This is a genomic window from Monoglobus pectinilyticus (genome assembly GCF_002874775.1).
Taxonomy (GTDB): Bacteria; Bacillota; Clostridia; order Monoglobales; family Monoglobaceae; genus Monoglobus; species Monoglobus pectinilyticus.
In genome coordinates this window covers 1,351,142-1,372,289 of the sequence record NZ_CP020991.1, presented here as the reverse complement: position 1 = coordinate 1,372,289, position 21,148 = coordinate 1,351,142, and the positions used below count along the sequence as shown (strand labels likewise).

Genomic DNA, 21,148 nt, shown 5'->3' with positions numbered 1-21,148 from the left:
TTAAATCACCTCAGCCTTTCCGCCTGCTGCACTAATCTTTTCTTCAGCGCTCTTGCTGAATCTCTTAGCCTTAATAGTTACTTTCTTGTTTAAGTCTCCACGACCCAAAACAACTATGCCATCATTAATCTTTTTGATAACGCCGTTCTCTTTAAGAACTTCCGCTGTAATCTCAGTACCGTTATCAAACTTGTTGAGATCTTCAACATTGATTGATGTGTACTTCTTTGCAAAAATATTTGTAAAGCCACGTTTTGGAAGTCTTCTGTAGATAGGCATCTGTCCGCCTTCAAAGCCGGGACGAACACCGCCGCCGCTACGAGCTTTTTGACCTTTTTGACCTTTGCCGGATGTCTTACCGTTTCCGCTTCCGTGACCTCTGCCGACTCTGAACGCCTTCTTCTTTGAGCCCTCGCTTGGAGATAATTCGTGAAGTTTCATTGAGTCCACCTCCTCCTTTTTTATCGAAAATTGTCTAGTTAAAATCTTTTGAAATTATTCAGCTACAGTAACAAGATGCTTAACCTTGAAAATCATTCCTCTGATTTGAGGATTGTCAGGCTGCTCAACTGTCTGGTGCAGCTTTCTAAGACCCAGCGCCTTGACTGTGGCTACCTGGTCCGGCTTAGCACCGATGGTGCTTTTTGTTAAAGTTACTTTAATTGTATTAGCCAAGGATCTTTCCTCCTGTCTCAATCGCCTTTATTAGCCCAGTATTTCTTCAGGCTTTTTACCTCTGAGCCTTGCAACTTCTTCTAAGCTCTTCAGTGAAGCCAATCCCTCGATTGTTGCTGAAACAACGTTCTTCGGGTTATTACTGCGCAAACATTTTGTTCTTATATCTTTTATACCTGCAAGCTCAAGCACTGCACGAGCAGGTCCGCCTGCGATAACTCCGGTACCTTCTGCAGCCGGTTTAAGCAGTACTCTTCCGGCTCCGAATTCACCGATAATTTCGTGTGGAATAGTAGTTTCTACCATTGGAACTGTAATCATATTCTTTTTAGCGTCGTCGATACCCTTACGGATAGCGTCCGGGATTTCAGCAGCCTTACCCATACCGCAGCCAACATGGCCGTTATGGTCGCCCACTACTACCAGTGCGCTGAATCTGAAGTTTCTACCACCCTTTACAACCTTTGCAACACGGTTTAAGAAAACAACTTTTTCTTCCAACTCAAGAACTTCTGCGTCTATACGCTCCTGCTTCTTTGTTCTTTCGCCCTTTTCTGCCATTTATCGTTTCACCTCTTTCTTGTTATCTAAACTAGAATTTCAGGCCGCCTTCACGTGCGCCTGCGGCGAGTTCTGCAACTCTGCCGTGATATACATATCCGCCTCTGTCAAATACAACGTTCTCTATACCGGCAGCCAAAGCTTTCTTTGCTACAGCCTGACCTACAGCTTTTGCTGCATCTTTATTGCCGCCATAGTTTGCCTTTAAATCCGCATCAAGCGAAGATGCTGATACTAAAGTTGTTCCAGTTGTATCATCAATAATTTGAGCATAGATATTTTTAAGACTTCTGAACACGCAAAGTCTCGGACGCTCAGCAGTGCCCGATATCTTCTTGCGGACTCTGGCATGTCTTGCGAGTCTTGATACATTGCTGTTTTGCTTCTTAATCATTAAATTTGCACCTCCAAGCGTCTAATTACTTCTTAGAACCGGTCTTACCTTCCTTACGTATGATATACTCATCAACGTATTTAATTCCCTTGCCCTTATACGGCTCAGGCGGTCTCTTCTCTCTTACCTCTGCTGCAAACTGTCCAACCTTCTGTTTGTCAGCTCCTGAGATAATAATTTGGTTTGGCTGCGGAACATCAATAGAAATTCCATCCTTTTCTTCCATCTCAACCTGGTGAGAATAACCCAAATTCATAACAAGCTTATTGCCTTGCTTTGCTGCTCTGTAACCAACACCGTTGATTTGCAGCTCCTTCTTGAATCCCTCGTTTGTACCGACAATCATATTGTTCAGCAGAGTACGAGTAAGACCGTGAAGTGACTTATGCTTTTTAATTTCTGACGGACGCTTTACGTTAATCGTATCTCCGTTTTGTTCTAAAATAATATCTTCGGGGAGTGACTGTTTGAGTTCTCCCTTAGGACCCTTTACGGTAACTTCATTGTTTGCACCGATTGTAACAGTAACGCCTGCCGGCACTGTAATCGGCATATTTCCTATACGTGACAATGAATTCTCCTCCTTTCTACCAAATAAATGCCAGTACTTCGCCGCCAACATTCTGCTTGCGGGCTTCTTTATCTGTCATAACTCCCTTGGATGTTGAAATTATAGCTATACCCAAGCCTTTTAGAACTCTGGGCAGCTCATCCTTTGAAGCATAAGATCTAAGACCGGGCTTTGAAACCCTCTTAAGACCTGTCAATACCTTTTGCTTGTTCTCTGCGTACTTAAGTGTAACGCGGATAACTCCCTGTATGCCGTCGTCAATAACCTCGGCACTCTTAACATATCCTTCACGAACCAAAATGTCAGCTATTGCCTTCTTCATTTTTGAAGCGGGAATATCAACGGATTCGTGTCTTGCATTGTTAGCATTTCTGATTCTAGTGAGCATATCTGCTATAGGATCTGTAATATGCATTTAGACTTACCTCCTTTTTATCGGAATCAGAGATTGGTTTGGTTTTCCGTCTCTATATCAAAGACCACCTTATCTCCTTCTATGTTTGTATTCTGTTAACTTTTATATCGGCTTACCACGAAGCTTTCTTAACGCCTGGAATCTGGCCTTTATAAGCAAGCTCACGGAAGCAAATTCTGCAAATACCGAACTTGCGAAGATAAGCATGCGGTCTGCCGCAAATCTTGCATCTGTTGTATTCGCGTGTAGAATACTTCTGCTTTTTTTGTTGCTTAATAACCATTGACTTTCTAGCCATAAGCTTTTATCCTCCTTATTCGGTACTATTTTGTGAACGGCGCACCCATAAGGGTGAGAAGCTCTTTTGCTTCCTCGTCAGTTTCCGCTGTTGTAACAAATGTTATATCCATTCCTCTGAGTTTGTCTATCTTATCATACTCAATCTCAGGGAAGATAAGCTGCTCTTTGATACCTAAATTATAGTTTCCTCTGCCGTCGAATGAATTCGGGTTAATTCCCCTAAAGTCACGTACACGAGGCAAAGCTGCATTGAACAATCTGTCAACAAACTCATACATCTTTGAGCTTCTCAATGTAACCTTACATCCGAGATTCATTCCTTCTCTTACTTTAAATGTTGCGACAGACTTTCTTGCTTTTGTGATAATCGGCTTTTGACCGGTAATCAGCGCCAAATCGGCAGCTGCGCTGTCACAAGCCTTAGAGTTTTCTCTAGCGTCGCTTACGCCCATGTTTACAACAACTTTAACGAGCTTTGGTATCTGCATTACGCTCTTGTAATTAAACTTGGACATCATAGCGTCTTTAATCTCTTTAGTATATTTCTCTTCAAGTCTCATTTAGACTCTTACCTCCTTCCATAAGTTTTAAGGTTAAAATGTTTCTCCGCACTTTTTGCAGTAACGAACATGTTCGCCGTCCTCAAGCACTCTGCGTCCTACTCTTGTAGGAGCTCCGCACTTGTCGCAAATATGCATAACCTTACAAGCATAAATCGGTGTTTCCTGCTTTATGATACCACCGGTTTCGCCCATCTTGCGCGGCTTCTTATGCTTTGTGGCAATAGAAACGCCCTCGACAATGACAGTGCGCTTTTCAGCGTTTACAGACAAAACCTTGCCTTTTTTGCCCTTGTCTTTTCCGCTGATAACGATTACCTCGTCGCCGGACTTGACGTGCATCTTAGTAGACATCGTATTCCTCCTATTCTAGTTCATAACGCTGCATAGCAGCCGTTTGATATCTTAAAATATCTGTATATATCCAATAATTTATCCGCTGCAAGCACAGAAATTAAAGAACTTCCGGAGCCAAAGACAATATCTTCATATAATCTTTATCTCTCAATTCTCTTGCAACCGGACCAAATATACGGGTTCCTCTTGGTGTCTTATCGTCTCTGATTAAAACAGCGGCGTTCTCATCAAATCTAATTTTTGAGCCGTCGTTTCTCTTAATACCGTTCTTTGTGCGGACAATTACAGCCTTTACGACTTCACCCTTCTTAACACCGCCGCCGGGCGTTGCTTTTTTAACAGAAGCAATGATTACGTCGCCTATATTTCCATAACGTCTGAAAGAACCGCCCATAACACGGATACAAAGGATTTCCTTAGCTCCGCTGTTATCAGCAACCTTTAAAACAGTTTGCTGTTGTACCATAACGGAATTCCTCCTATTCTTCCTATCTTATTTAGCTTTCTCAACTACTTCAACCAGTCTCCATCTCTTATCTTTAGAGAGAGGTCTTGTTTCCATGACTTTAACTTTATCGCCTATGCCGCATGTGTTGTTTTCATCATGAGCCTTAAGCTTATAGGTTCTCTTCATTACCTTGCCGTAAAGCGGGTGCTTCTCATTTTCCTTGATTGCAACTACAATCGTCTTATCCATCTTATCGCTCACAACTTCGCCGATACGAGTCTTACGGTAATTACGCTCTTCCATTTATCTGCACCTCCTACGCATTTATGTTTGAATTCAAACCGAGTTCTTTTTCTTTTAATACTGTCTTGCACCTAGCGATTTCCTTTTTAACGCTAACCATTCTCATCGGATTATCGAGCTGGTTGGTAGCGTTTTGAAAACGTAGGTTGAAAAGTTCTTCTTTTAAGTCTTGAACCTTATCTTCAAGCTCTTGCGTTGAAAGGTCTCTTATCTCATTTATTTTCATTAACTATCACCTTCCGTTTCTTGGTCAGCTTTTCTGACAAACTTACACTTCATCGGAAGCTTGTGCATTGCAAGACGCAGCGCCTCACGTGCTACTTCCTCACTAACACCGCCAATTTCAAACATTACACGGCCCGGCTTAACAACGGCTACCCAGTACTCAGGTGCGCCCTTACCTTTACCCATACGGGTTTCAGCCGGCTTCTTTGTAACGCTCTTGTCAGGGAATATCTTAATCCAAACCTGACCGCCTCTCTTTGTATAACGCGTCATAGCAACACGGGCAGCCTCAATCTGATTGCTTGTAACCCAAGCAGGACTAAGCGCCTGGATACCGAATTCACCGTAGGAAACCTTGTTTCCGCGATGAGCAGTACCCTTCATACGTCCGCGGTGTACTCTTCTATATTTAACTCTCTTTGGGGATAACATTATCTTCTGCCTCCTCTCTGACTTGCACCTCTCTGCTGTCTTCTAGGAGCGTCTGACCTATTATTGCTTCTGTTTTGAGTACGTCCGCCTTTGTCAGCGAGAACCTCACCGTTGTAGATCCATGTCTTAACACCAATCTTACCATAGGTTGTGTTCGCCTCAGCAAATCCGTAATCAATATCCGCTCTTAATGTCTGGAGAGGGATTGTACCTTCATGATAGTGCTCGGTTCTGGCAATTTCTGCGCCGCCAACACGACCGGCAACCTGCGTCTTTATACCTTTAGCGCCAAGCTTCATAGCTCTGCCCATACACTGTTTCATAGCTTTTCTGAAAGATATACGTCTCTCAAGCTGTGACGCGATATTTTCAGCAACAAGCTGAGCGTCCAAATCAGGATTTCTTACTTCGATAACATTCAGGATTATTGTCTTTCCTGTCATCTTTTCAAGTTCCTTCTTCAGCTTTTCAATCTCGCTGCCGCCCTTACCGATAACAATACCCGGCTTGCCGGCATGGATTGAGATACGAACCTTGTTCGCGAACTTTTCTATTTCTATCTTTGAAACCCCGGCCTGGAATAATTTCTTTTTCAAGAATACCCGGAGGTTATAATCCTCAACGAGGCTGTCGCCGAAGTCCTTTTTACCTGCAAACCAACGTGAATCCCAGTCCTTGATAACGCCGACTCTGAGACCATGTGGATTAACTTTTTGACCCATGCTTTTATTCCTCCTATCTTATTCCTTCTCCTGAAGTTTTATTGTAATATGACTTGTTTTCTTATTAATTCTAAACGCACGTCCCTGCGCTCTTGCCTGAATTCTCTTCAGCGTCGGTCCCTGATCTGCATAAACTTCCGAAACGTAAAGCTTTTCAACATCCATCTGGTGGTTGTTTTCTGCATTTGCGATTGCGGAGTTCAAAAGCTTCTCAACAACAGGACTTGCTGCTTTTGGAGTATTCTTAAGAATACCGATTGCTTCGCCCACTGACTTATTTCTTATCAAGTCGATAACTACACGAACTTTTCTCGGCGCAATACGTACATGAGTAACTTTTGCTACTGCTTCCATATCTGTATGGCTCCTTTCAATACTGTTTCCGCCGCCGGGCAAATTATATTAAACCAGCGGCTGATGATTTCTGCTTAAATAATCCAGCTAAAACCGATTTTCTTAGCCTGTTGTTTTAGCGCCGGCATGACCTCTGTAGGTTCTTGTAGGAGCAAATTCTCCAAGCTTGTGGCCTACCATGTCTTCACTTACATATACCGGAACATGCTTTCTTCCATCATACACTGCAATGGTATGTCCTACCATCTCAGGGAATATTGTGGAAGCTCTTGACCATGTTTTTAATACGTTCTTTTCATTCTTTTCGTTCATAGCAACTATTCTTGCGAGAAGTTTCTGATCAACGAAAGGTCCTTTTTTAACACTTCTACCCATATATATATTCCCTCCTTATCTAGAGTTACGTCTCTTAACAATAAACTTGTCAGACGCTTTCTTCTTGTTTCTGGTCTTGTAACCTAAGGTTGGCTTACCCCATGGTGTAACAGGGCTCGGCATACCGATAGGGGACTTACCTTCACCACCACCGTGTGGATGGTCATTCGGGTTCATAACAACACCACGAACAGTAGGTCTCCAGCCCATATGACGCTTTCTGCCGGCTTTACCCAGGTTGATGTTCTCATAATCAGGATTTCCTACCTGACCGATTGTCGCACGGCAGTTAAGTCTAACCATTCTAACCTCGCCGCTTGGCAGTCTAACCTGTGCATAGCCGTTTTCCTTAGCCATGAGCTGTGCAGTGTTACCTGCGCTGCGGACCATCTGTCCGCCTTTTCCCGGGTTAAGCTCTATGTTGTATATCATAGTACCAACCGGAATATCTTTAATCTCCATAGCGTTGCCCGGCTTAATATCCACGCCTTCGCCTGAGATAACCTTATCACCCTTCTTTAATCCGAGAGGAGCGATAATGTAAGTCTTTACACCATCCTCATACTGGAGCAGAGCGATGTTTGCTGATCTGTTCGGATCATATTCAATTGACAAAACGGTAGCTTCCATTCCGTCCTTGTTTCTCTTAAAGTCAATAACTCTGTATTTTCTTTTAGTACCACCGCCACGGTGTCTAACAGTAATTCTACCGTACGAGTTACGTCCCGCTTTACTATGAAGCGGACGAAGCAGCGATTTTTCAGGAGCGACCTTGTCAAGCTCCTCAAATGTAGAACATGTCATCTGACGCAGTGAAGGTGTAGTAGGATTATATTTCTTAATTCCCATTTTCTATATCTCCTTATCTGCAAAATTTTAAGGTATCGATTAAGCCTCAAACAGTTCGATAGTTTTGCTTGACTCAGTCAGCTTTACAACAGCTTTCTTCCAGTCAGCTCTTTTTCCAACGAACACGCCCTGTCTTTTAGGCTTTCCGCTGTAGTTAATTGTAGTAACCTTAGCGACTTCAACCTTAAAGATTTCCTCAACGGCTTTCTTTATCTGAATCTTATTCGCATTTTTTGCAACTTCAAAAGTGTACTTTCTATCTGCGACCTGGTCCATGCTTTTTTCAGTTATGATAGGTCTTCTAATAATATCGTGTGCTACCATTATGCGTACACCTCCTCAAGTTTCTCAACTGCATCTTTTAAGATAATGCACTTTGTGTGGTTAAGCACTTCATAAGTGTTAATAGCGCCAACAAATGTTGCGTCAACACCTCTGATGTTTCTTGCTGAGTTAACAATTTTCTTGTCGTTCTCAGGAAGAACTATAAGCGCCTTTTCTGTAACATTTAACTTAGCGAGCATATCAGCAACCTGCTTTGTCTTGAACTCCTTGCAATCAAGAGCGTCAAGAACGATAATCTCGCTTTCCTCAACCTTTGAAGATAAAGCCGACTTAAGAGCAAGTCTTTTTACCTTCTTGTTTAATCTATAGCTATAGTCTCTTGGCTTAGGACCGATAGCGACGCCGCCGCCGACCCACTGCGGAGCACGGATACTACCCTGTCTTGCACGGCCTGTACCCTTCTGTCTCCACGGCTTGATTCCGCCGCCTCTGACTTCTGTACGTGTCAGTGTTGACTGTGTACCCTGTCTCTGATTTGCCAAGTAGTTAACAACTACTTCGTGCATAACGTCTTTGTTTACTTTAACACCAAAAACGCTGTCATTTAACTCCATTGTGCTGACAACCTTACCGTCAGCATTATAAACGTCTACTGTAGGCATATCTATATCCTCCTCTCTCTGTGGTTTTAAGCGTTAGCTTTAACTGCGTTACGAACAACAACCAAGCCGCCTTTAGGTCCCGGAATAGAACCCTTAACCAACAGAAGATTGCGCTCTTTATCTATTTTAACTAAATCAAGATTCTGAATTGTAACCTTTACAACACCATAGTGTCCCGGCATCTTCTTGCCTTTGAAAACTCTTGACGGGTCAGAACATGCGCCCAATGAACCAGGGCCTCTGTGATAATGTGAACCGTGAGTCATAGGACCTCTGTGTGTTCCCCATCTCTTGATTGTACCTGCGAAACCATGACCTTTGCTTGTTCCGGTAACGTCCAAAACGTCTCCGTCTGCAAACTGTTCAACTGTAAGCTCGTCGCCGACGTTAAGCTCTGCGGCATTGTCAAGCTTGAACTCTTTAAGATACTTCTTAACAGGCACGTTTGCCTTTTGGAAGTGTCCCTTTTCAGGTTTGTTCGCGCGTCTTTCCTTCTTGTCCTCATAACCGACCTGAACAGCTGTATAGCCGTCAACTTCTTCGGTCTTTTTCTGTACTACCTGACATGGTCCTGCCTGGATAACGGAAACAGGGATTAACTGTCCGTCCTCAGTGAAGACTTGTGTCATGCCAATCTTTTTACCTAAGATTGCTTTCTTCATTATTATTTCCTCCTATATTACACAAGCATTGGTTTAATAAAAAACATACCTGCGGGCCAGCGGTTGGGATTCCAACATAACCAAATTTTTGGTAAACTAAATAAATTTGTTATCAATCCTATATTATGGAAAGCAATAAACTAAATTTTAAGTTCTATATCAACACCAGCCGGCAAATCCAAGTGCTTAAGCGCGTCGATTGTCTTGCCGTTCGGGTTAAGAACGTCGATAAGTCTCTTGTGAGTTCTAAGTTCAAACTGCTCACGAGAGTCCTTATACTTATGAACAGCTCTCAGGATAGTAACAACTTCCTTTCTAGTAGGAAGCGGGATAGGACCCGATACCTTTGCACCTGTTCTCTTAGCTGTCTCAACAATCTTAGCGGCGCTTTGGTCGATAAGATTTGAATCATAAGCTTTAAGTCTGATTCTGATTCTCTCTGTTGCCATAAAAAATACCCTCCTTATTAAAATAAGTTTACACTGTGCCGGGCGTTTCGCACAGTTTCATAATTAATCCCGAATAACGCATCCTAACGGATACGCATTCGGGTGGAATAGACACAGTAATACATACTCCCGCACCAGCATAATGCGAGCCATGTTACTTCTGTATTTCGATTAAGTGTGACCTTCCGCCCTGTTTTTAAAACCGGACAATCTCCCCCGAAATTTCCAAACCAACGTATAAACGTTGTTTGCCACCTCCGAGTTCATCGTATGTCTCTGTCACGCTTGATTATTATACTATCTGTGGCGGAAAATGTCAAGAAAATTTTCAGTAAAATTTACACAAAATTCGGCTTTTACCACAAGTTTCAATTCACAAATTTGTGCATTCCTACAAAAATTTTTATTTTGCAGAGATATGGCGGAAGATGAGGCATAATTATATTATTTATTTTTCAATTGCTACCAGTTTGGAGAATGGTTTTTGAAAAATTCACACCAAAACTATCCTTATATATAACTCCATATAATTTTTTTATTATTTTACTTTACGAAAAAAATATTTATATACTTTGTATATGACCCCATATAAAAAAGTTTATTATTACATAATAAGGTGTTTGAACCATTTCTTTTTCTCGTAAGAAAAAGAAACGCTTCACCAAAGAAAAAGTACTGCTCGCTTAGGTCGCCTGCGGCTCCAAGGGGCGCTCGCCCCAGCTAATTTCTTTTGCGCTCCACGCACAAAAGAAAAAGCCTTGTAACTTTCCCGTTGACTTTGTGAACTGCCGTGAATAAAGATATTCCGAGTTCCTAATTTATTTACCTATAAAAAACTGAGTTTTTAGTTTAAATTATTACACAAAAAAGCAGGGTTTTCAGTGAACTTCGGTAGGGCGGCTAATGCCGCCGCGTTAGGTGAGCCCTCATCTGAACACGCAGTGTTCATTATATAAATTTAATATATATTATTTTGTTTAATAAAAATACTATCCATTTACTTTGTATATGACCCCATATAATATCTATTATTTTACTTATAATAGGTGTTTGAACCATTTCTTTTTCTCGCAAGAAAAAGAAACGCTTCACCAAAGAAAAAGTGCTTGCTCGCTTAGGTCGCCTATCGGCTCCAATGGGCGCTCGCCCCCGCTAATTTCATCTTGAATCTGCGCTTCAAGATGAAAAAGCCTTGTTACTTCCCCGTTGACTATGTGTACTGCCGTGAATAAAGATATTCCGATATATTATTTATTTTCTCATCAAAAAAGCGGGGTTTAGCGAACATCGGCAGGGCGCATTTATGCGCCGCGTTAGGTGAGCCATCATCTGAACACGCAGTGTTCATTATATATGTTGCTTTTATATTATTTTATTTAACCTTTAGGATAAGGCTTAATTTCATTTGTGCGTCCAACTAAATAATCTATGCTTGTATTATATATATCAGCTAATTTATCAAGTACATCAACCGGAGTTTGTATGTTTTCCAATTCATAGTCAGAATACGTTGTTTGATGAACATTTATTTCCTTTGCAATCTGTTTTTGTGTCAAATCATTATCTTCACGCAAATCTTTGATTCGATATTTCAATTTAATCACCTCATACAAAGATTAATATAAGGGAAAATATCTTATTGACTTTTAAGGGAATTTCCCTTATAATAATAATGAAAATAAAAACTGAAAATTATTTTTTTGATTTACCTCTAGGATATGGTTTTTTTTCATCAGTACGTCCGACTAGATAATCTATACTTGTTTTATAGAAATCAGCTAACTTATTAAGTACTGAAACCGGAATATTCAAATCTCCCAATTCATATGATGAATATGTTGTCTGATGAATATTCAAAAGATTTGCTATATCTGTTTGAGTTAAGTCTTTATCTTCACGTAAATCTCTAATACGATAATTCAATTTAATCACCCTTCGCAAAGCTTAACATAAGGCAAATTCCCTTATTAACTTTTAAGGTAAATTCCCTTAAAAGCTATCTTTTGTAAATAGAAAAACTTTATTTATGAAAAAATAAAATGCCTATGAGATTAAATGAATCTGAAGATTAAATAATTTTTATCTATAAAATTATTAAAAGTCTATGGAGGAAAAAAATGTTTTGTGAGGAATGGGCAAAAAATAAATTTAATGATGATTTAAAAGAGTGGTTTCCAAAATATAAAGAATATGAGAAAAAGGGATTTAAAATAGAAGCGGACACAACAATATTTAAGGTATATTATAAAAAATATACTTTTTATATTTCTCTATTTAAAAAAGAAGAAGATAATTTGTTAAAGAATTATTGGAGAATAAGAAATAGTACATTAGGTGAATTTTGCTGTGAGGTAAAAGTCAATGAAGACCCGGATGATATGGAGGCGGTTATATATAATGAAATAATAAATATAGTAGATAAAAAATAAAATAACTGAAAAAAGCTAAATGTGTGGAAATTAATCAAATATGTATTCAGCGGATTCATCTAAAATTTTAAAAAATAATATGAATAATATGAGTCAAGATTAAACAATCTATTTTGAATCCGCTGAATACATATTTGAAACTCAAAACTTCTGTAATATAAAATTGAATTAAAAGAACTTCGGTTGATAGACTTAATAAATAAAAAAGCTCCCTGTAAATGAACCTTTCCGGCTTGTACTGCACGCACAAACCTGTTTGTTCAAAGACCGGGAGCTTTTATATTTCATGTCAATATACTATTTGTTTGACCATGAATTTTTGTCCAATTATTCGCTGATAACTTTTTTAATATAATCAGCTATTTCAGGAACCTGACAGTTTGCAAAGAACAATTCTTTGAACTTCTCACCGCTTACGGTTGTTTTCAGAAAGTCCTGGTCAATGTTCTCAAGAACATACATAATATCGTGATGGGTTATCTTTTTAACCTCGTCAAGAATCTTTTTGTTTCTCTGCTCAGGCACAACCCTCTCTTTAGGATATCCGCCGCCCATCTCTGTTGAGAAAAGCTTTTCAAAAGTATAGTCAAGGTTAAGCTCAGCACCCCATCCAAAGCCCTGGGCAAACGGCATAGCTATAGCGTTTCCGTCATTAACCTGTCCAAAAAGATATGCGTCAAGCGGGCTTGTAACGTGTCCGCACAAAACGCCCGGGAATGAGTTGAGAGCCAGCATAGCGCCCTCGCCTGTGCCGCAGCCTGTAACGACAAAATCTACAGCCTTTGAGTTGAGCAGTATAGCAGCCAAAAGCCCGTTCATAACATATGTAAGCTGAGTTTCATCGTCTGCCGAATACATACCGAAATTTAACACTTCGTGTCCCATTGGTTCAACTGTATTTTTTAGTGAATTGTAAATTATCTCATTCTTTGCAGCCTGAGAATTCTCATTAATCAAAGCAATCTTCATTTTTTTCATACTCCTTTAAATAATTCTTTCTTTTTTTATTCTTTTATAGTATAATGATAAATAATTAATTTGTCAACCAAAATCAAAGGAGAAATGAATCATGGAGCGTCCGGTTAAATTTCTGGCGTCGCTGTCTGCTGACAGTGTAACCGATATGGAACTTATAAAGTCCAGAATATCAGATTTTAAAGGATATGGGCTTGATGGTTTTGTTTTTGCTCTCGAAGATTACTCAGACGATATTGAATATATGAGCGATGAGTTTATTAAAAAAGTTAGTGAAATAATCTTGTATGCTAAATCTGAAGGTTTGGAAATATGGCTGGAAGCGAAACCGACTGAGCCTCCGGAAGTCGGGATGCTGTCCTCATGGCTGGAATATGACGGCGGCACTGTTAAGCAGTGCTGCTCGCCTGAAAGAAGTCCTTTTGATTACACGAATTCCGCTGTCTTAATTGACAGCGTATTGGAACGTTATAAATCAGGGCTTTCAAAAGAAGCTTATGGATATTTGGCAGGATTCACAAGTGAAGTTCCTGATTTTTCCGGTCAGGACAGTGAATATCCGGCAGTTCCGTGGTATGATGAGCTGGAAACCGAGTATACTGAAGAATTTAACGGCGATATATTTTCAAATCTTAAATCTCTTTTTGAAGACAATGAAGATGCGTCAGAGTTTAAAGCGTGGTATTGGCAAAAAATAACAGACCGCATGGGAGAAACCGCATTAATATCAGAGTGGTGCAAAGAGAATGAAAAGGGATATTTTCCGCAGATAAAAACGAATGCAAACCCGTATTCCCAAGTCTTACAGACCGGATCAGCACTGCAATATCTGCGCCGGTTTAATTTGCCTTCTGTCAGTTTTTCGGGCAAGACAGCTGTGAGTCATTTTCTGCCTGTCTCGGTTTCAAGCCTTGCGAAACAGTTTGGCAGCGGTACGGCGGGCGCCTCTGTTTTAGGAGGTTTAGGCTGGGGAATACGCCCCGGTGAATTTGAAGAGTATATGACCAGGCTTATAGAATGCGGTATAAATATGTTTGTATTTCATACCAGCTTTCTGCACCTGAATTATAAAAGCCTGAGCCGGAATCAAATTTCATTTCCTACTCATATAACCTGGAAAAAGGTTGTTCCGCAAATATTGGAGCGATTGAGAGAGAAAGCCGAAGATGAGACAAAAAGACCGCATAAGATTTTAGTCGTCTGCCCTACGAGAGCTATTTGGGAACACTTTGTTCCAACATCGGACAAAACAATATCATATGATTACAGTCAAAACGTTGCGGACATATGCGGACGGCTTTATGAAATGAACAGGCGCTTTGACCTGACAGATGAAATTATATTTGAGGAAAATGCAGATTTTTCAGGCGGCGGTATGAAACTCGGAGAAGCTGAATATGGGACTTTGCTGACGGTTCCTGGGGCGTCGTTTTCAAAAAAGGGTATGGTCGCGATAGAAAGGGCAAAAGCCAACGGAGTTCGCATCTTAAACGACATACCTAAATCTGATACAGAAATCATTCCTCTTGACCAAATCAGACAGCTGACCAAAGAAGTAGTGCCAATCAGCACTGTTCAGGACAGCTGGACCATAACGCTTCCGAAAGAAAACCGTTTTCTGCTCGAATCATCATATAAAGACGGTTCATTTATATGCGAGTTTAATGTTGATGATGAATTTGATTCCGATTTAACTTTGCTGGTAACTGACAACAATAATGAGGTCAGCATAAACAATATTTTAGTCCGCCCGATAATGAACGACTGCCTTGGGAATTATTATAATATAACGAGTAATGTTTTAGGCGGAAAAAATACTGTGATGGCAAGCGGCGGCGACAGACCGGTTTTCTGTTTGGTGGGCGACTTTAAGGTGACGGCCAATCAAGGATACCGAGGATTTGACGACAGACAGGTGCAGACAAGGTATGACTTTACGGTCAAAAACACAGGCATGGACAGCGAGAACAATATGATTCGCTGCGGCTATCCTTTCTGCCGTGATTATGTTTCAGCAAAAAAGGTTATATATATTGAGGAGAATATTAACAAACCTCAGATTAAACTGGACTGCAGCTGCTCCGCGGTAATTGAAGTGTTTTTTGACAATGAGTCTCTGGGGTTTGTTTATGAGGGCAGCGAGACACTGCCTTTGCCGTCAATTGCGGCGGAGGAACGTCATCTGATAGAGATACACTGTTACCCGTCGGCCTTTAACGCCTTCGGCAGACATCGCTCACTGTTCGGAGACTCTGAAAATAGCAGCGGTTTAAATTTGACCTATGGGGATTCACAGGACTTAAAATTTACACTTTGGAAAATACCCAGAGATATAGAGCTGATTCAAGAGTTTTGAGCATAATATTGCTTATAAGTAAACATTTTGTAAACTCATCAGTTTTGTAGAAAAATAAGGTTTACAAAAATTTAGGTGTGTGTTATTATTACTACATAAACATGGGTTTTAATATATAATAATCAAACATTGAATTTTAATAATAATGTTTTAAAATTCACTTTTCAGCCAATATAATTATTTTTCAAACATTTGGTATATATACCCAATTATTATTCGGGAGGCGCAAAATATGGACGCATTTAACATAAATGGCGTACAGCCGGCAATGAATGAGCACGCACAGCTCCAAACTCTCGAGCATAAAAACGAGACTAACGAGAGAGAAAAATTTATCCGGAAACTATTAATGGGCAACAGCGATTTTAATCCAAAGACCGCCGCGGAACTGGGCATTAAGTTTGGAGAAAATAATTTTTCTGTGATACTCGTAAGAATAAATAAGACCGAAGACCTGACAATTTCAGACTTACCAAGCATAATTTTCGCTATTAGAAATATTGGCGAGGAATTGTATGGCGAGAGTTCTGAATGCTATGGCGTTGAGACAGACGGCGTAACAGTTGCCTTTTTGCTCAATCACGGTTCTGACACAAAATTTATATCAGACCAGTCAGCTGATTTAAAGAGGCATATCGTTGAGTTGTTCGGTGTCAACACAACCCTTTCTTTGTGCACTCAAAAGGATTGTCCGGTGAGCGATTGCCAAATATTATATAATAAAGCCAAGTATGCTATGCTTTATAGATTATCGTTTAAGCCCTATTCAATTATTGATTATGACAAGACTTTATCAATGTCCAGGCTGAGCTGCGAATACCCGAGTCTGCTTGAGCGGGAGATTTTTGAATGTATACACGCGCGTAACGAAGAAGTTTTAGACCGTGCAATTTCGGCGTTTATAGGAACAGTGGATAAGATGTCGTATGATACCATAGTTCTTCATACTGCGAGGCTGCTGATAGCGGTAGATAATTTGACTATTGACAGTTCCGGGAATAACAGCGTTGTTCACAACAGCGTTATAGAGGACTTAAGCACGCTTGAGTCAATTGATGATCTGACAAGATTTATAAAGTCGCGGTGTATGGAGATAATGGATATTATATCCGCCCAAAAGCCCGATACAAAGAAAGATATGATAGTCACTAATATAATCAACTATATAAATGACAATTACAAAGACCCTGAACTGTCGGTTGAGGCGATAGCCGCAAATGTTAACAGAAGTTCGAATTATATTAGGAGCATATTCAAAAAGAGCCAGGGCGTTTCTATTTCGGAATATTTGGCACAGAAGCGTTTTGACCAGGTATGCAAAATGCTGATAGAAACCAATCTGACCGCCAGGGATATAGGAAGAGCCGTAGGTCTGAACTCGGGAAGTTATTTTTACACCTCGTTTAAAAAGTATACCGGCTGTACGCCCGACAGTTACAGAAAGGCGCACCAAGCTAAAATTTTTGATAATAAGTAATATCTTTGTATAGTAATTATATTTTATCTAAACTTTAAATCGTATCACAAAGATTAGACGTTAATAAATTAAATATTTAAGAATGAGTTCGGTTAAGTACCGAACTCATTTTTTAACTTCACCGGTATTCAGTGTATCTGAAATCATCAATATAAAGCTATATCTCTTTAATTAAATTTTCCGCATTAAAAATATATTCTCCATAGTAAATCTTTTAAGCGGTTAAGTCCTTTAATCCGCTAAAAAGTTTTCTATTGTCCCCTGGCTCATGCAGTCTATTTTTCTTGACACACTTTAAGTAATATCAGGCCTTTATCATATCTTAGTTTGACTTTTCTTGTGAAACCGCATTACAAGATCTTATCTTAGTTCTACTATAAAATTTTTCGTTTTTTCTTCTATAAATATTCATTACCGCTTTTTAAGCCAATTTTGCAAATTCCAACTAAAACTCCCTTTCTCCGGCATTATATTATTGGTTCTTCGTAATTAAAACCTTTTATCCTCATATCCATTATTAACAAATATTATATATTTAGTTTTCTCATAAAAATATGCACCTCCAAAAGTGTTTAACTTTCGAGGTGCATATCATTTGTCTTAAAATTTTATAAAACTATATAAAACCTAACTATAAAAATAATATATTATTTAATCTAATAACGACTAATAAAAGATAACATGCTTTTAAACAATTTCTTAGTAAAATGTTTGCTGCTTTTATGTACTATACTGCTTCTCCTGCCTGCTGTTTATATGAGCTAAGCATATTTTCTATATCCTCTTTGGTTTTTAAACTAAGAAAAGAAAACGGCTTTGTCAGAGACTTCTCAATCATGTCTATTCCCTCATGTGTTTTCCCAAGATTTATTAAAACCTCTCCATATCCGTAATATGCTTCCGGGAATCTCGGCTCGGGTTCCCTGTTTATTAAATCTTCATATATCTTTTCCGCCTCTTTATACTCACCCATTAAACTGTAAGTATCGGCTAGATTATCAACAATTATATTGTCATCGCTGTTATAGTCATACGCTTCTTTGTTAAAAGCCAAGGCTTTTTCATAATCACCGCTGAGATTATACATTATTCCTAAATTTTGATAAATATTAGTGTTCTTAAAGCCCTGGTTATATACGTCCTCCAGCTTTCCTACCGCCAGTTCAATATCCCCTTCTTTCCAGGCAACCAGCGCCTGAAGAGACATTATCCTGAACCTATCGGCAGACGCAGGCTTAGACAGCATATAAGCCATGCTGAATACATTCTTAGCCGCTGCCAATTCCCCGCATCTGAGACAATTGTAACCAAACAGAATCTTATCCCCTATACCTAAATTTCCTACCTTGTCGGCAATTCTGAAAATCTTAAGCGCTCCGTTATAGTCACCCTTGCTATATTTATATTTGGCAAACAGCGCAACAATACCGGCACGCTTTACTATTATAAATACAAGAGCCACCAAAAGCAGCAGCTTCCAAACCAAATCAAACATAAAAATGCTCCTTAAACCAAATTATTCACTATTCTGGGATATGGTATAACATCCCTAATATTCTGCATACCTGTCACATACATAACCAAACGTTCAAATCCAAGACCAAATCCGGCATGTTTGCATGTTCCATAACGTCTCAGATCCAGATAACGCTTATAGTCCTCCTGAGATAGTCCCAGTTCCTCCATACGCTCCTCAAGAACGCTCAGCCGCTCTTCACGCTGACTGCCGCCTATTATTTCGCCTACTCCGGGAACTAAACAGTCCACAGCCGCAACAGTCTTTCCGTCATCATTCAGTCTCATATAAAACGCTTTGATATCCTTAGGATAATCGGTTACAAACACCGGGCGCTTATAAACCTCTTCTGTCAAATACCTCTCATGCTCTGTTTGTAAGTCAATCCCCCATTCAACCGGGAAGTTAAACTCTTTTTTTGCGGCTTTTAGTTTTTCCACCGCCTCAGTATAGGTTATTCTTACAAAACTGTTATCCGCAACATTATTCAGCCGCTCCAGCAGACACTTGTCCACAAAACTATTGAAGAAGTTAAGCTCATCGCATGCCTCAGACAGAACAAACTTTATCAGATACTTTAAGAGGTCCTCCGCCAAATCCATATCCTCTTTCAGTCCGGCAAACGCCATTTCGGGCTCAACCATCCAAAACTCCGCCGCATGACGGGCTGTGTTGCTGTTTTCAGCTCTGAACGTCGGTCCGAAAGTATATATATTCCCAAAAGCCATGGCAAAGTCCTCGCCCTCAAGCTGTCCGCTCACTGTAAGAGACGCCGGCTTTCCGAAAAATTCTCGCTTTTCAGCACTGTTTGGGTCTCCCGCTGTCAGTCTGAACATCTCCCCGGCTCCTTCGCAGTCGCTTCCGGTTATGATAGGAGTATTGACATATATAAACCCATGTTCCGAAAAATATCTGTGAATAGCCTGAGCCAGCATAGAACGAACTCTGAAAACGGCTGACAGCGAATTCGTCCTTGGTCTCAGATGAGGAATAGTTCTCAAAAACTCAAACGAATGCCTTTTCTTCTGCAAAGGATAATCCGGCGCGCTGACGCCTTGTATTTCTACTTCAGACGCTTTCAGCTCAAATGGCTGTTTGGCTTCCGGCGTGAATTCCAGATTTCCTTTAACCGAGACAGAAGAACCGACGCTCAGTTTTGAAACCTCTGAATAGTTCTCCAGCTTATCTTCTTCAATAACGATTTGAAGGTTTTTAAACGAAGACCCGTCATTTAATTCTATAAACCCAAAACTCTTAGAACATCTAAGTGTTCTTATCCAGCCGCTTACGCTGACTGAATCTCCTTCAAATCTATTTTTATATAACTCGCTTATTCTCATAGGAATCTACCTCCGGTTATTTACAAAAACGCTCCTGAGGATTCTTTGTATAATCCTTTATAAGTTCAGCTCTGGGATATCCGCGGCTGTTCTCTACTGAAGCTATGTAAAAACCTCTGCCGTAGTAAAACCTTATCAGAGGGGTCACGTGGGAACCTGTATGCAGACGCAGATATTTTACTCCGTTCTCACGCATAACGCTGTCAACAACATTCATCAGCGTCTTTCCTATACCGTTATTCCTCTCGCTGGACTTAACCGCGAATCTGCTCAGATACGCCTCGTTATTGTCCTGGAGCTCGATACGAACCGCACCTATAGGCTCGTTGTCTATAAAAACTACATAGACCTCTTTGGTCTCTATATCATGCTTAACATCATCGTATGTTTCGTTAAGAGCCTCTATATCGTAACTCAGACCGGCCATTTCACAATATTTCAAAAACGCGTCCTTTGTTATCTTGATGATTGCAGGAATATCCTCCTCGCTGGCTCTTTTTACCTCAAACGCATAAAGCTTATCCATTACTTATTGTCACCTACCATCAACATAGCCATAACCGCCTTTTGGGCATGAAGTCTGTTCTCTGCCTCGTCAAATATGATACTTCTTCCGCTGTCAATAACATCCTCTGTCACTTCATAACCTCTGTACGCCGGCAAGCAGTGCATAAACACACTGTCAGGCTTTGAGTACCCGAATAATTTCGAATTCACCTGATAATCTTTAAATATTTCAGCTCTCTCTGCCTTTTCCGCTTCTTGACCCATACTTGCCCATGTATCAGTATAGACAACGTCCGCGTCTTTTATAGCCTCCACAGGGTCGTTTGTCAAAACAACCTTGCTTCCCATACTTTTCGCGTCCTCAACAGCGTTTGCCACAATCTCCTTATCGCATTCATAGCCTGCCGGAGTTCCGATACTTATATCCATTCCCGCTTTAGCGCAGGCATACATCAGCGAATGTGCAACGTTATTGCCGTCGCCTATATACGCCAATTTAAGGCCTCGGAGCTGACCTTTATGCTCTTGAATAGTCATCAAATCTGCAAGCGCCTGACACGGATGAAGCAAATCAGTAAGACCGTTAATAATTGGAATAGTGCCGTACTTTGCTAAATCCAGAACGTCCTGATGGTCAAATGTTCTAATCATAATTCCGTCTAAAAATCTGCTCAGAACATTAGCCGTATCGTAAATAGTCTCGCCTCTGCCCAGCTGAATATCATTTGAGCTTAAAAACAGCGCCTGACCGCCGAGCTGATACATTCCAACCTCGAAAGACACACGGGTTCTGGTTGACGACTTCGTAAATATCATACCCAAAGTTTTACCTTTTAATATATGGTGTTCTTTCCCAGATTTTTGTTCTTTCTTGAGCTTATCAGCCAAAGATAAAAGCTGGGAAAACTCCTCATGTGTAATGTCATGCAAACTAATAAAATGTTTCATA

General features: G+C 40.3%; 31 protein-coding genes. 3 read left to right on the top strand and 28 right to left on the bottom strand.

Annotation, left to right across the window (positions count from 1 at the left end; translation table 11 throughout):
* The 23 genes from rplO to B9O19_RS06005 form a co-directional block, all read right to left on the bottom strand.
* Positions 1–441, bottom strand: a complete 441-nt coding sequence (gene rplO, locus B9O19_RS06115; RefSeq protein ID WP_102365580.1) for a 50S ribosomal protein L15 — start codon at positions 439–441, stop codon at positions 1–3.
* A gap of 54 nt (positions 442–495) precedes the next feature.
* Positions 496–675, bottom strand: coding sequence for a 50S ribosomal protein L30 (gene rpmD, locus B9O19_RS06110; RefSeq protein ID WP_102365579.1), 180 nt, complete (start codon positions 673–675; stop codon positions 496–498).
* A gap of 30 nt (positions 676–705) precedes the next feature.
* On the bottom strand, positions 706–1,236 hold the full coding sequence (gene rpsE / locus B9O19_RS06105) for a 30S ribosomal protein S5 (protein ID WP_102365578.1): 531 nt from the start codon (positions 1,234–1,236) through the stop codon (positions 706–708).
* Between the two features lie 31 nt (positions 1,237–1,267).
* Complete coding sequence (rplR, locus tag B9O19_RS06100) at positions 1,268–1,630, bottom strand: 50S ribosomal protein L18 (RefSeq protein ID WP_102365577.1); 363 nt, start codon at positions 1,628–1,630, stop codon at positions 1,268–1,270.
* Positions 1,631–1,655: 25 nt separating this feature from the next.
* Positions 1,656–2,201 carry a 50S ribosomal protein L6 gene (gene rplF / locus B9O19_RS06095; RefSeq protein WP_102365576.1) on the bottom strand — a complete coding sequence of 182 codons (546 nt, stop codon included), beginning with the start codon at positions 2,199–2,201 and terminating at the stop codon, positions 1,656–1,658.
* 16 nt (positions 2,202–2,217) lie between these two features.
* Positions 2,218–2,616 (bottom strand): 30S ribosomal protein S8, encoded by a 399-nt coding sequence (rpsH, locus tag B9O19_RS06090; protein WP_102365575.1) that lies wholly within the window; start codon positions 2,614–2,616, stop codon positions 2,218–2,220.
* Positions 2,617–2,728: 112 nt separating this feature from the next.
* Positions 2,729–2,914, bottom strand: coding sequence for a type Z 30S ribosomal protein S14 (locus B9O19_RS06085; protein ID WP_102365574.1), 186 nt, complete (start codon positions 2,912–2,914; stop codon positions 2,729–2,731).
* 25 nt (positions 2,915–2,939) lie between these two features.
* Positions 2,940–3,476 carry a 50S ribosomal protein L5 gene (rplE, locus tag B9O19_RS06080; protein WP_102365573.1) on the bottom strand — a complete coding sequence of 179 codons (537 nt, stop codon included), beginning with the start codon at positions 3,474–3,476 and terminating at the stop codon, positions 2,940–2,942.
* Between the two features lie 33 nt (positions 3,477–3,509).
* On the bottom strand, positions 3,510–3,830 hold the full coding sequence (rplX, locus tag B9O19_RS06075) for a 50S ribosomal protein L24 (RefSeq protein WP_102365572.1): 321 nt from the start codon (positions 3,828–3,830) through the stop codon (positions 3,510–3,512).
* A gap of 100 nt (positions 3,831–3,930) precedes the next feature.
* Positions 3,931–4,299: a 50S ribosomal protein L14 gene (gene rplN, locus B9O19_RS06070; RefSeq protein ID WP_102365571.1), complete on the bottom strand. Its 369-nt coding sequence runs from the start codon at positions 4,297–4,299 to the stop codon at positions 3,931–3,933.
* Between the two features lie 27 nt (positions 4,300–4,326).
* Positions 4,327–4,584, bottom strand: coding sequence for a 30S ribosomal protein S17 (gene rpsQ / locus B9O19_RS06065; protein ID WP_102365570.1), 258 nt, complete (start codon positions 4,582–4,584; stop codon positions 4,327–4,329).
* Positions 4,585–4,597: 13 nt separating this feature from the next.
* Positions 4,598–4,810 carry a 50S ribosomal protein L29 gene (gene rpmC / locus B9O19_RS06060; protein WP_102365569.1) on the bottom strand — a complete coding sequence of 71 codons (213 nt, stop codon included), beginning with the start codon at positions 4,808–4,810 and terminating at the stop codon, positions 4,598–4,600.
* On the bottom strand, positions 4,810–5,241 hold the full coding sequence (gene rplP, locus B9O19_RS06055; protein WP_102365568.1) for a 50S ribosomal protein L16: 432 nt from the start codon (positions 5,239–5,241) through the stop codon (positions 4,810–4,812). Before rplP ends, rpmC begins: the two co-directional genes overlap by 1 nt.
* On the bottom strand, positions 5,241–5,963 hold the full coding sequence (gene rpsC / locus B9O19_RS06050) for a 30S ribosomal protein S3 (RefSeq protein WP_102365567.1): 723 nt from the start codon (positions 5,961–5,963) through the stop codon (positions 5,241–5,243). Before rpsC ends, rplP begins: the two co-directional genes overlap by 1 nt.
* Positions 5,964–5,981: 18 nt before the next feature.
* Entirely contained in the window at positions 5,982–6,317 is a 336-nt protein-coding gene (gene rplV, locus B9O19_RS06045; RefSeq protein WP_102366623.1) for a 50S ribosomal protein L22, read from the bottom strand.
* A gap of 102 nt (positions 6,318–6,419) precedes the next feature.
* A complete protein-coding gene (gene rpsS, locus B9O19_RS06040) occupies positions 6,420–6,692 on the bottom strand; it encodes a 30S ribosomal protein S19 (protein ID WP_102365566.1) in 273 nt (90 codons plus the stop codon).
* Between the two features lie 15 nt (positions 6,693–6,707).
* On the bottom strand, positions 6,708–7,541 hold the full coding sequence (gene rplB / locus B9O19_RS06035; protein WP_102365565.1) for a 50S ribosomal protein L2: 834 nt from the start codon (positions 7,539–7,541) through the stop codon (positions 6,708–6,710).
* Positions 7,542–7,580: 39 nt separating this feature from the next.
* Positions 7,581–7,865 (bottom strand): 50S ribosomal protein L23, encoded by a 285-nt coding sequence (gene rplW / locus B9O19_RS06030; RefSeq protein ID WP_102365564.1) that lies wholly within the window; start codon positions 7,863–7,865, stop codon positions 7,581–7,583.
* On the bottom strand, positions 7,865–8,488 hold the full coding sequence (gene rplD / locus B9O19_RS06025; protein ID WP_102365563.1) for a 50S ribosomal protein L4: 624 nt from the start codon (positions 8,486–8,488) through the stop codon (positions 7,865–7,867). Before rplD ends, rplW begins: the two co-directional genes overlap by 1 nt.
* A 26-nt stretch (positions 8,489–8,514) precedes the next feature.
* Positions 8,515–9,150 carry a 50S ribosomal protein L3 gene (gene rplC / locus B9O19_RS06020; RefSeq protein WP_102365562.1) on the bottom strand — a complete coding sequence of 212 codons (636 nt, stop codon included), beginning with the start codon at positions 9,148–9,150 and terminating at the stop codon, positions 8,515–8,517.
* Between the two features lie 140 nt (positions 9,151–9,290).
* The gene (gene rpsJ / locus B9O19_RS06015) at positions 9,291–9,599 is read right to left on the bottom strand and encodes a 30S ribosomal protein S10 (RefSeq protein ID WP_102365561.1); all 309 of its coding nucleotides are present in this window, start codon (positions 9,597–9,599) and stop codon (positions 9,291–9,293) included.
* 1,376 nt (positions 9,600–10,975) lie between these two features.
* Entirely contained in the window at positions 10,976–11,203 is a 228-nt protein-coding gene (locus B9O19_RS06010) for a helix-turn-helix domain-containing protein (protein WP_407937702.1), read from the bottom strand.
* An 88-nt stretch (positions 11,204–11,291) separates the two neighbouring features.
* Positions 11,292–11,522 (bottom strand): helix-turn-helix domain-containing protein, encoded by a 231-nt coding sequence (locus B9O19_RS06005; protein ID WP_102365559.1) that lies wholly within the window; start codon positions 11,520–11,522, stop codon positions 11,292–11,294.
* A gap of 194 nt (positions 11,523–11,716) precedes the next feature.
* On the opposite strand from B9O19_RS06005, the gene B9O19_RS06000 reads away from it, so the two are divergent.
* Complete coding sequence (locus B9O19_RS06000) at positions 11,717–12,028, top strand: hypothetical protein (protein ID WP_102365558.1); 312 nt, start codon at positions 11,717–11,719, stop codon at positions 12,026–12,028.
* A gap of 327 nt (positions 12,029–12,355) precedes the next feature.
* Here B9O19_RS06000 and B9O19_RS05995 read toward each other — a convergent pair whose 3' ends face one another.
* The gene (locus B9O19_RS05995) at positions 12,356–12,997 is read right to left on the bottom strand and encodes an RpiB/LacA/LacB family sugar-phosphate isomerase (RefSeq protein ID WP_102365557.1); all 642 of its coding nucleotides are present in this window, start codon (positions 12,995–12,997) and stop codon (positions 12,356–12,358) included.
* 100 nt (positions 12,998–13,097) lie between these two features.
* Between B9O19_RS05995 and B9O19_RS05990 the strand changes: the two genes are divergently transcribed.
* Both B9O19_RS05990 and B9O19_RS05985 read left to right on the top strand, forming a co-directional pair.
* Complete coding sequence (locus B9O19_RS05990; RefSeq protein ID WP_102365556.1) at positions 13,098–15,359, top strand: hypothetical protein; 2,262 nt, start codon at positions 13,098–13,100, stop codon at positions 15,357–15,359.
* Positions 15,360–15,591: 232 nt separating this feature from the next.
* Positions 15,592–16,836: a helix-turn-helix domain-containing protein gene (locus B9O19_RS05985; protein WP_102365555.1), complete on the top strand. Its 1,245-nt coding sequence runs from the start codon at positions 15,592–15,594 to the stop codon at positions 16,834–16,836.
* Positions 16,837–17,563: 727 nt separating this feature from the next.
* Here the strand turns inward: B9O19_RS05985 and B9O19_RS05980 are convergent.
* The 4 genes from B9O19_RS05980 to argF are packed head-to-tail and all read right to left on the bottom strand — an operon-like array spanning position 17,564 to position 21,147.
* The gene (locus B9O19_RS05980; RefSeq protein WP_102365554.1) at positions 17,564–18,331 is read right to left on the bottom strand and encodes a tetratricopeptide repeat protein; all 768 of its coding nucleotides are present in this window, start codon (positions 18,329–18,331) and stop codon (positions 17,564–17,566) included.
* Between the two features lie 11 nt (positions 18,332–18,342).
* On the bottom strand, positions 18,343–19,692 hold the full coding sequence (gene asnS / locus B9O19_RS05975; RefSeq protein WP_102365553.1) for an asparagine--tRNA ligase: 1,350 nt from the start codon (positions 19,690–19,692) through the stop codon (positions 18,343–18,345).
* A gap of 16 nt (positions 19,693–19,708) precedes the next feature.
* Positions 19,709–20,218, bottom strand: a complete 510-nt coding sequence (locus B9O19_RS05970) for a GNAT family N-acetyltransferase (protein WP_102365552.1) — start codon at positions 20,216–20,218, stop codon at positions 19,709–19,711.
* Positions 20,218–21,147, bottom strand: a complete 930-nt coding sequence (gene argF, locus B9O19_RS05965) for an ornithine carbamoyltransferase (protein ID WP_102365551.1) — start codon at positions 21,145–21,147, stop codon at positions 20,218–20,220. Before argF ends, B9O19_RS05970 begins: the two co-directional genes overlap by 1 nt.
* Between the last annotated feature and the right edge of the window lies 1 nt (position 21,148).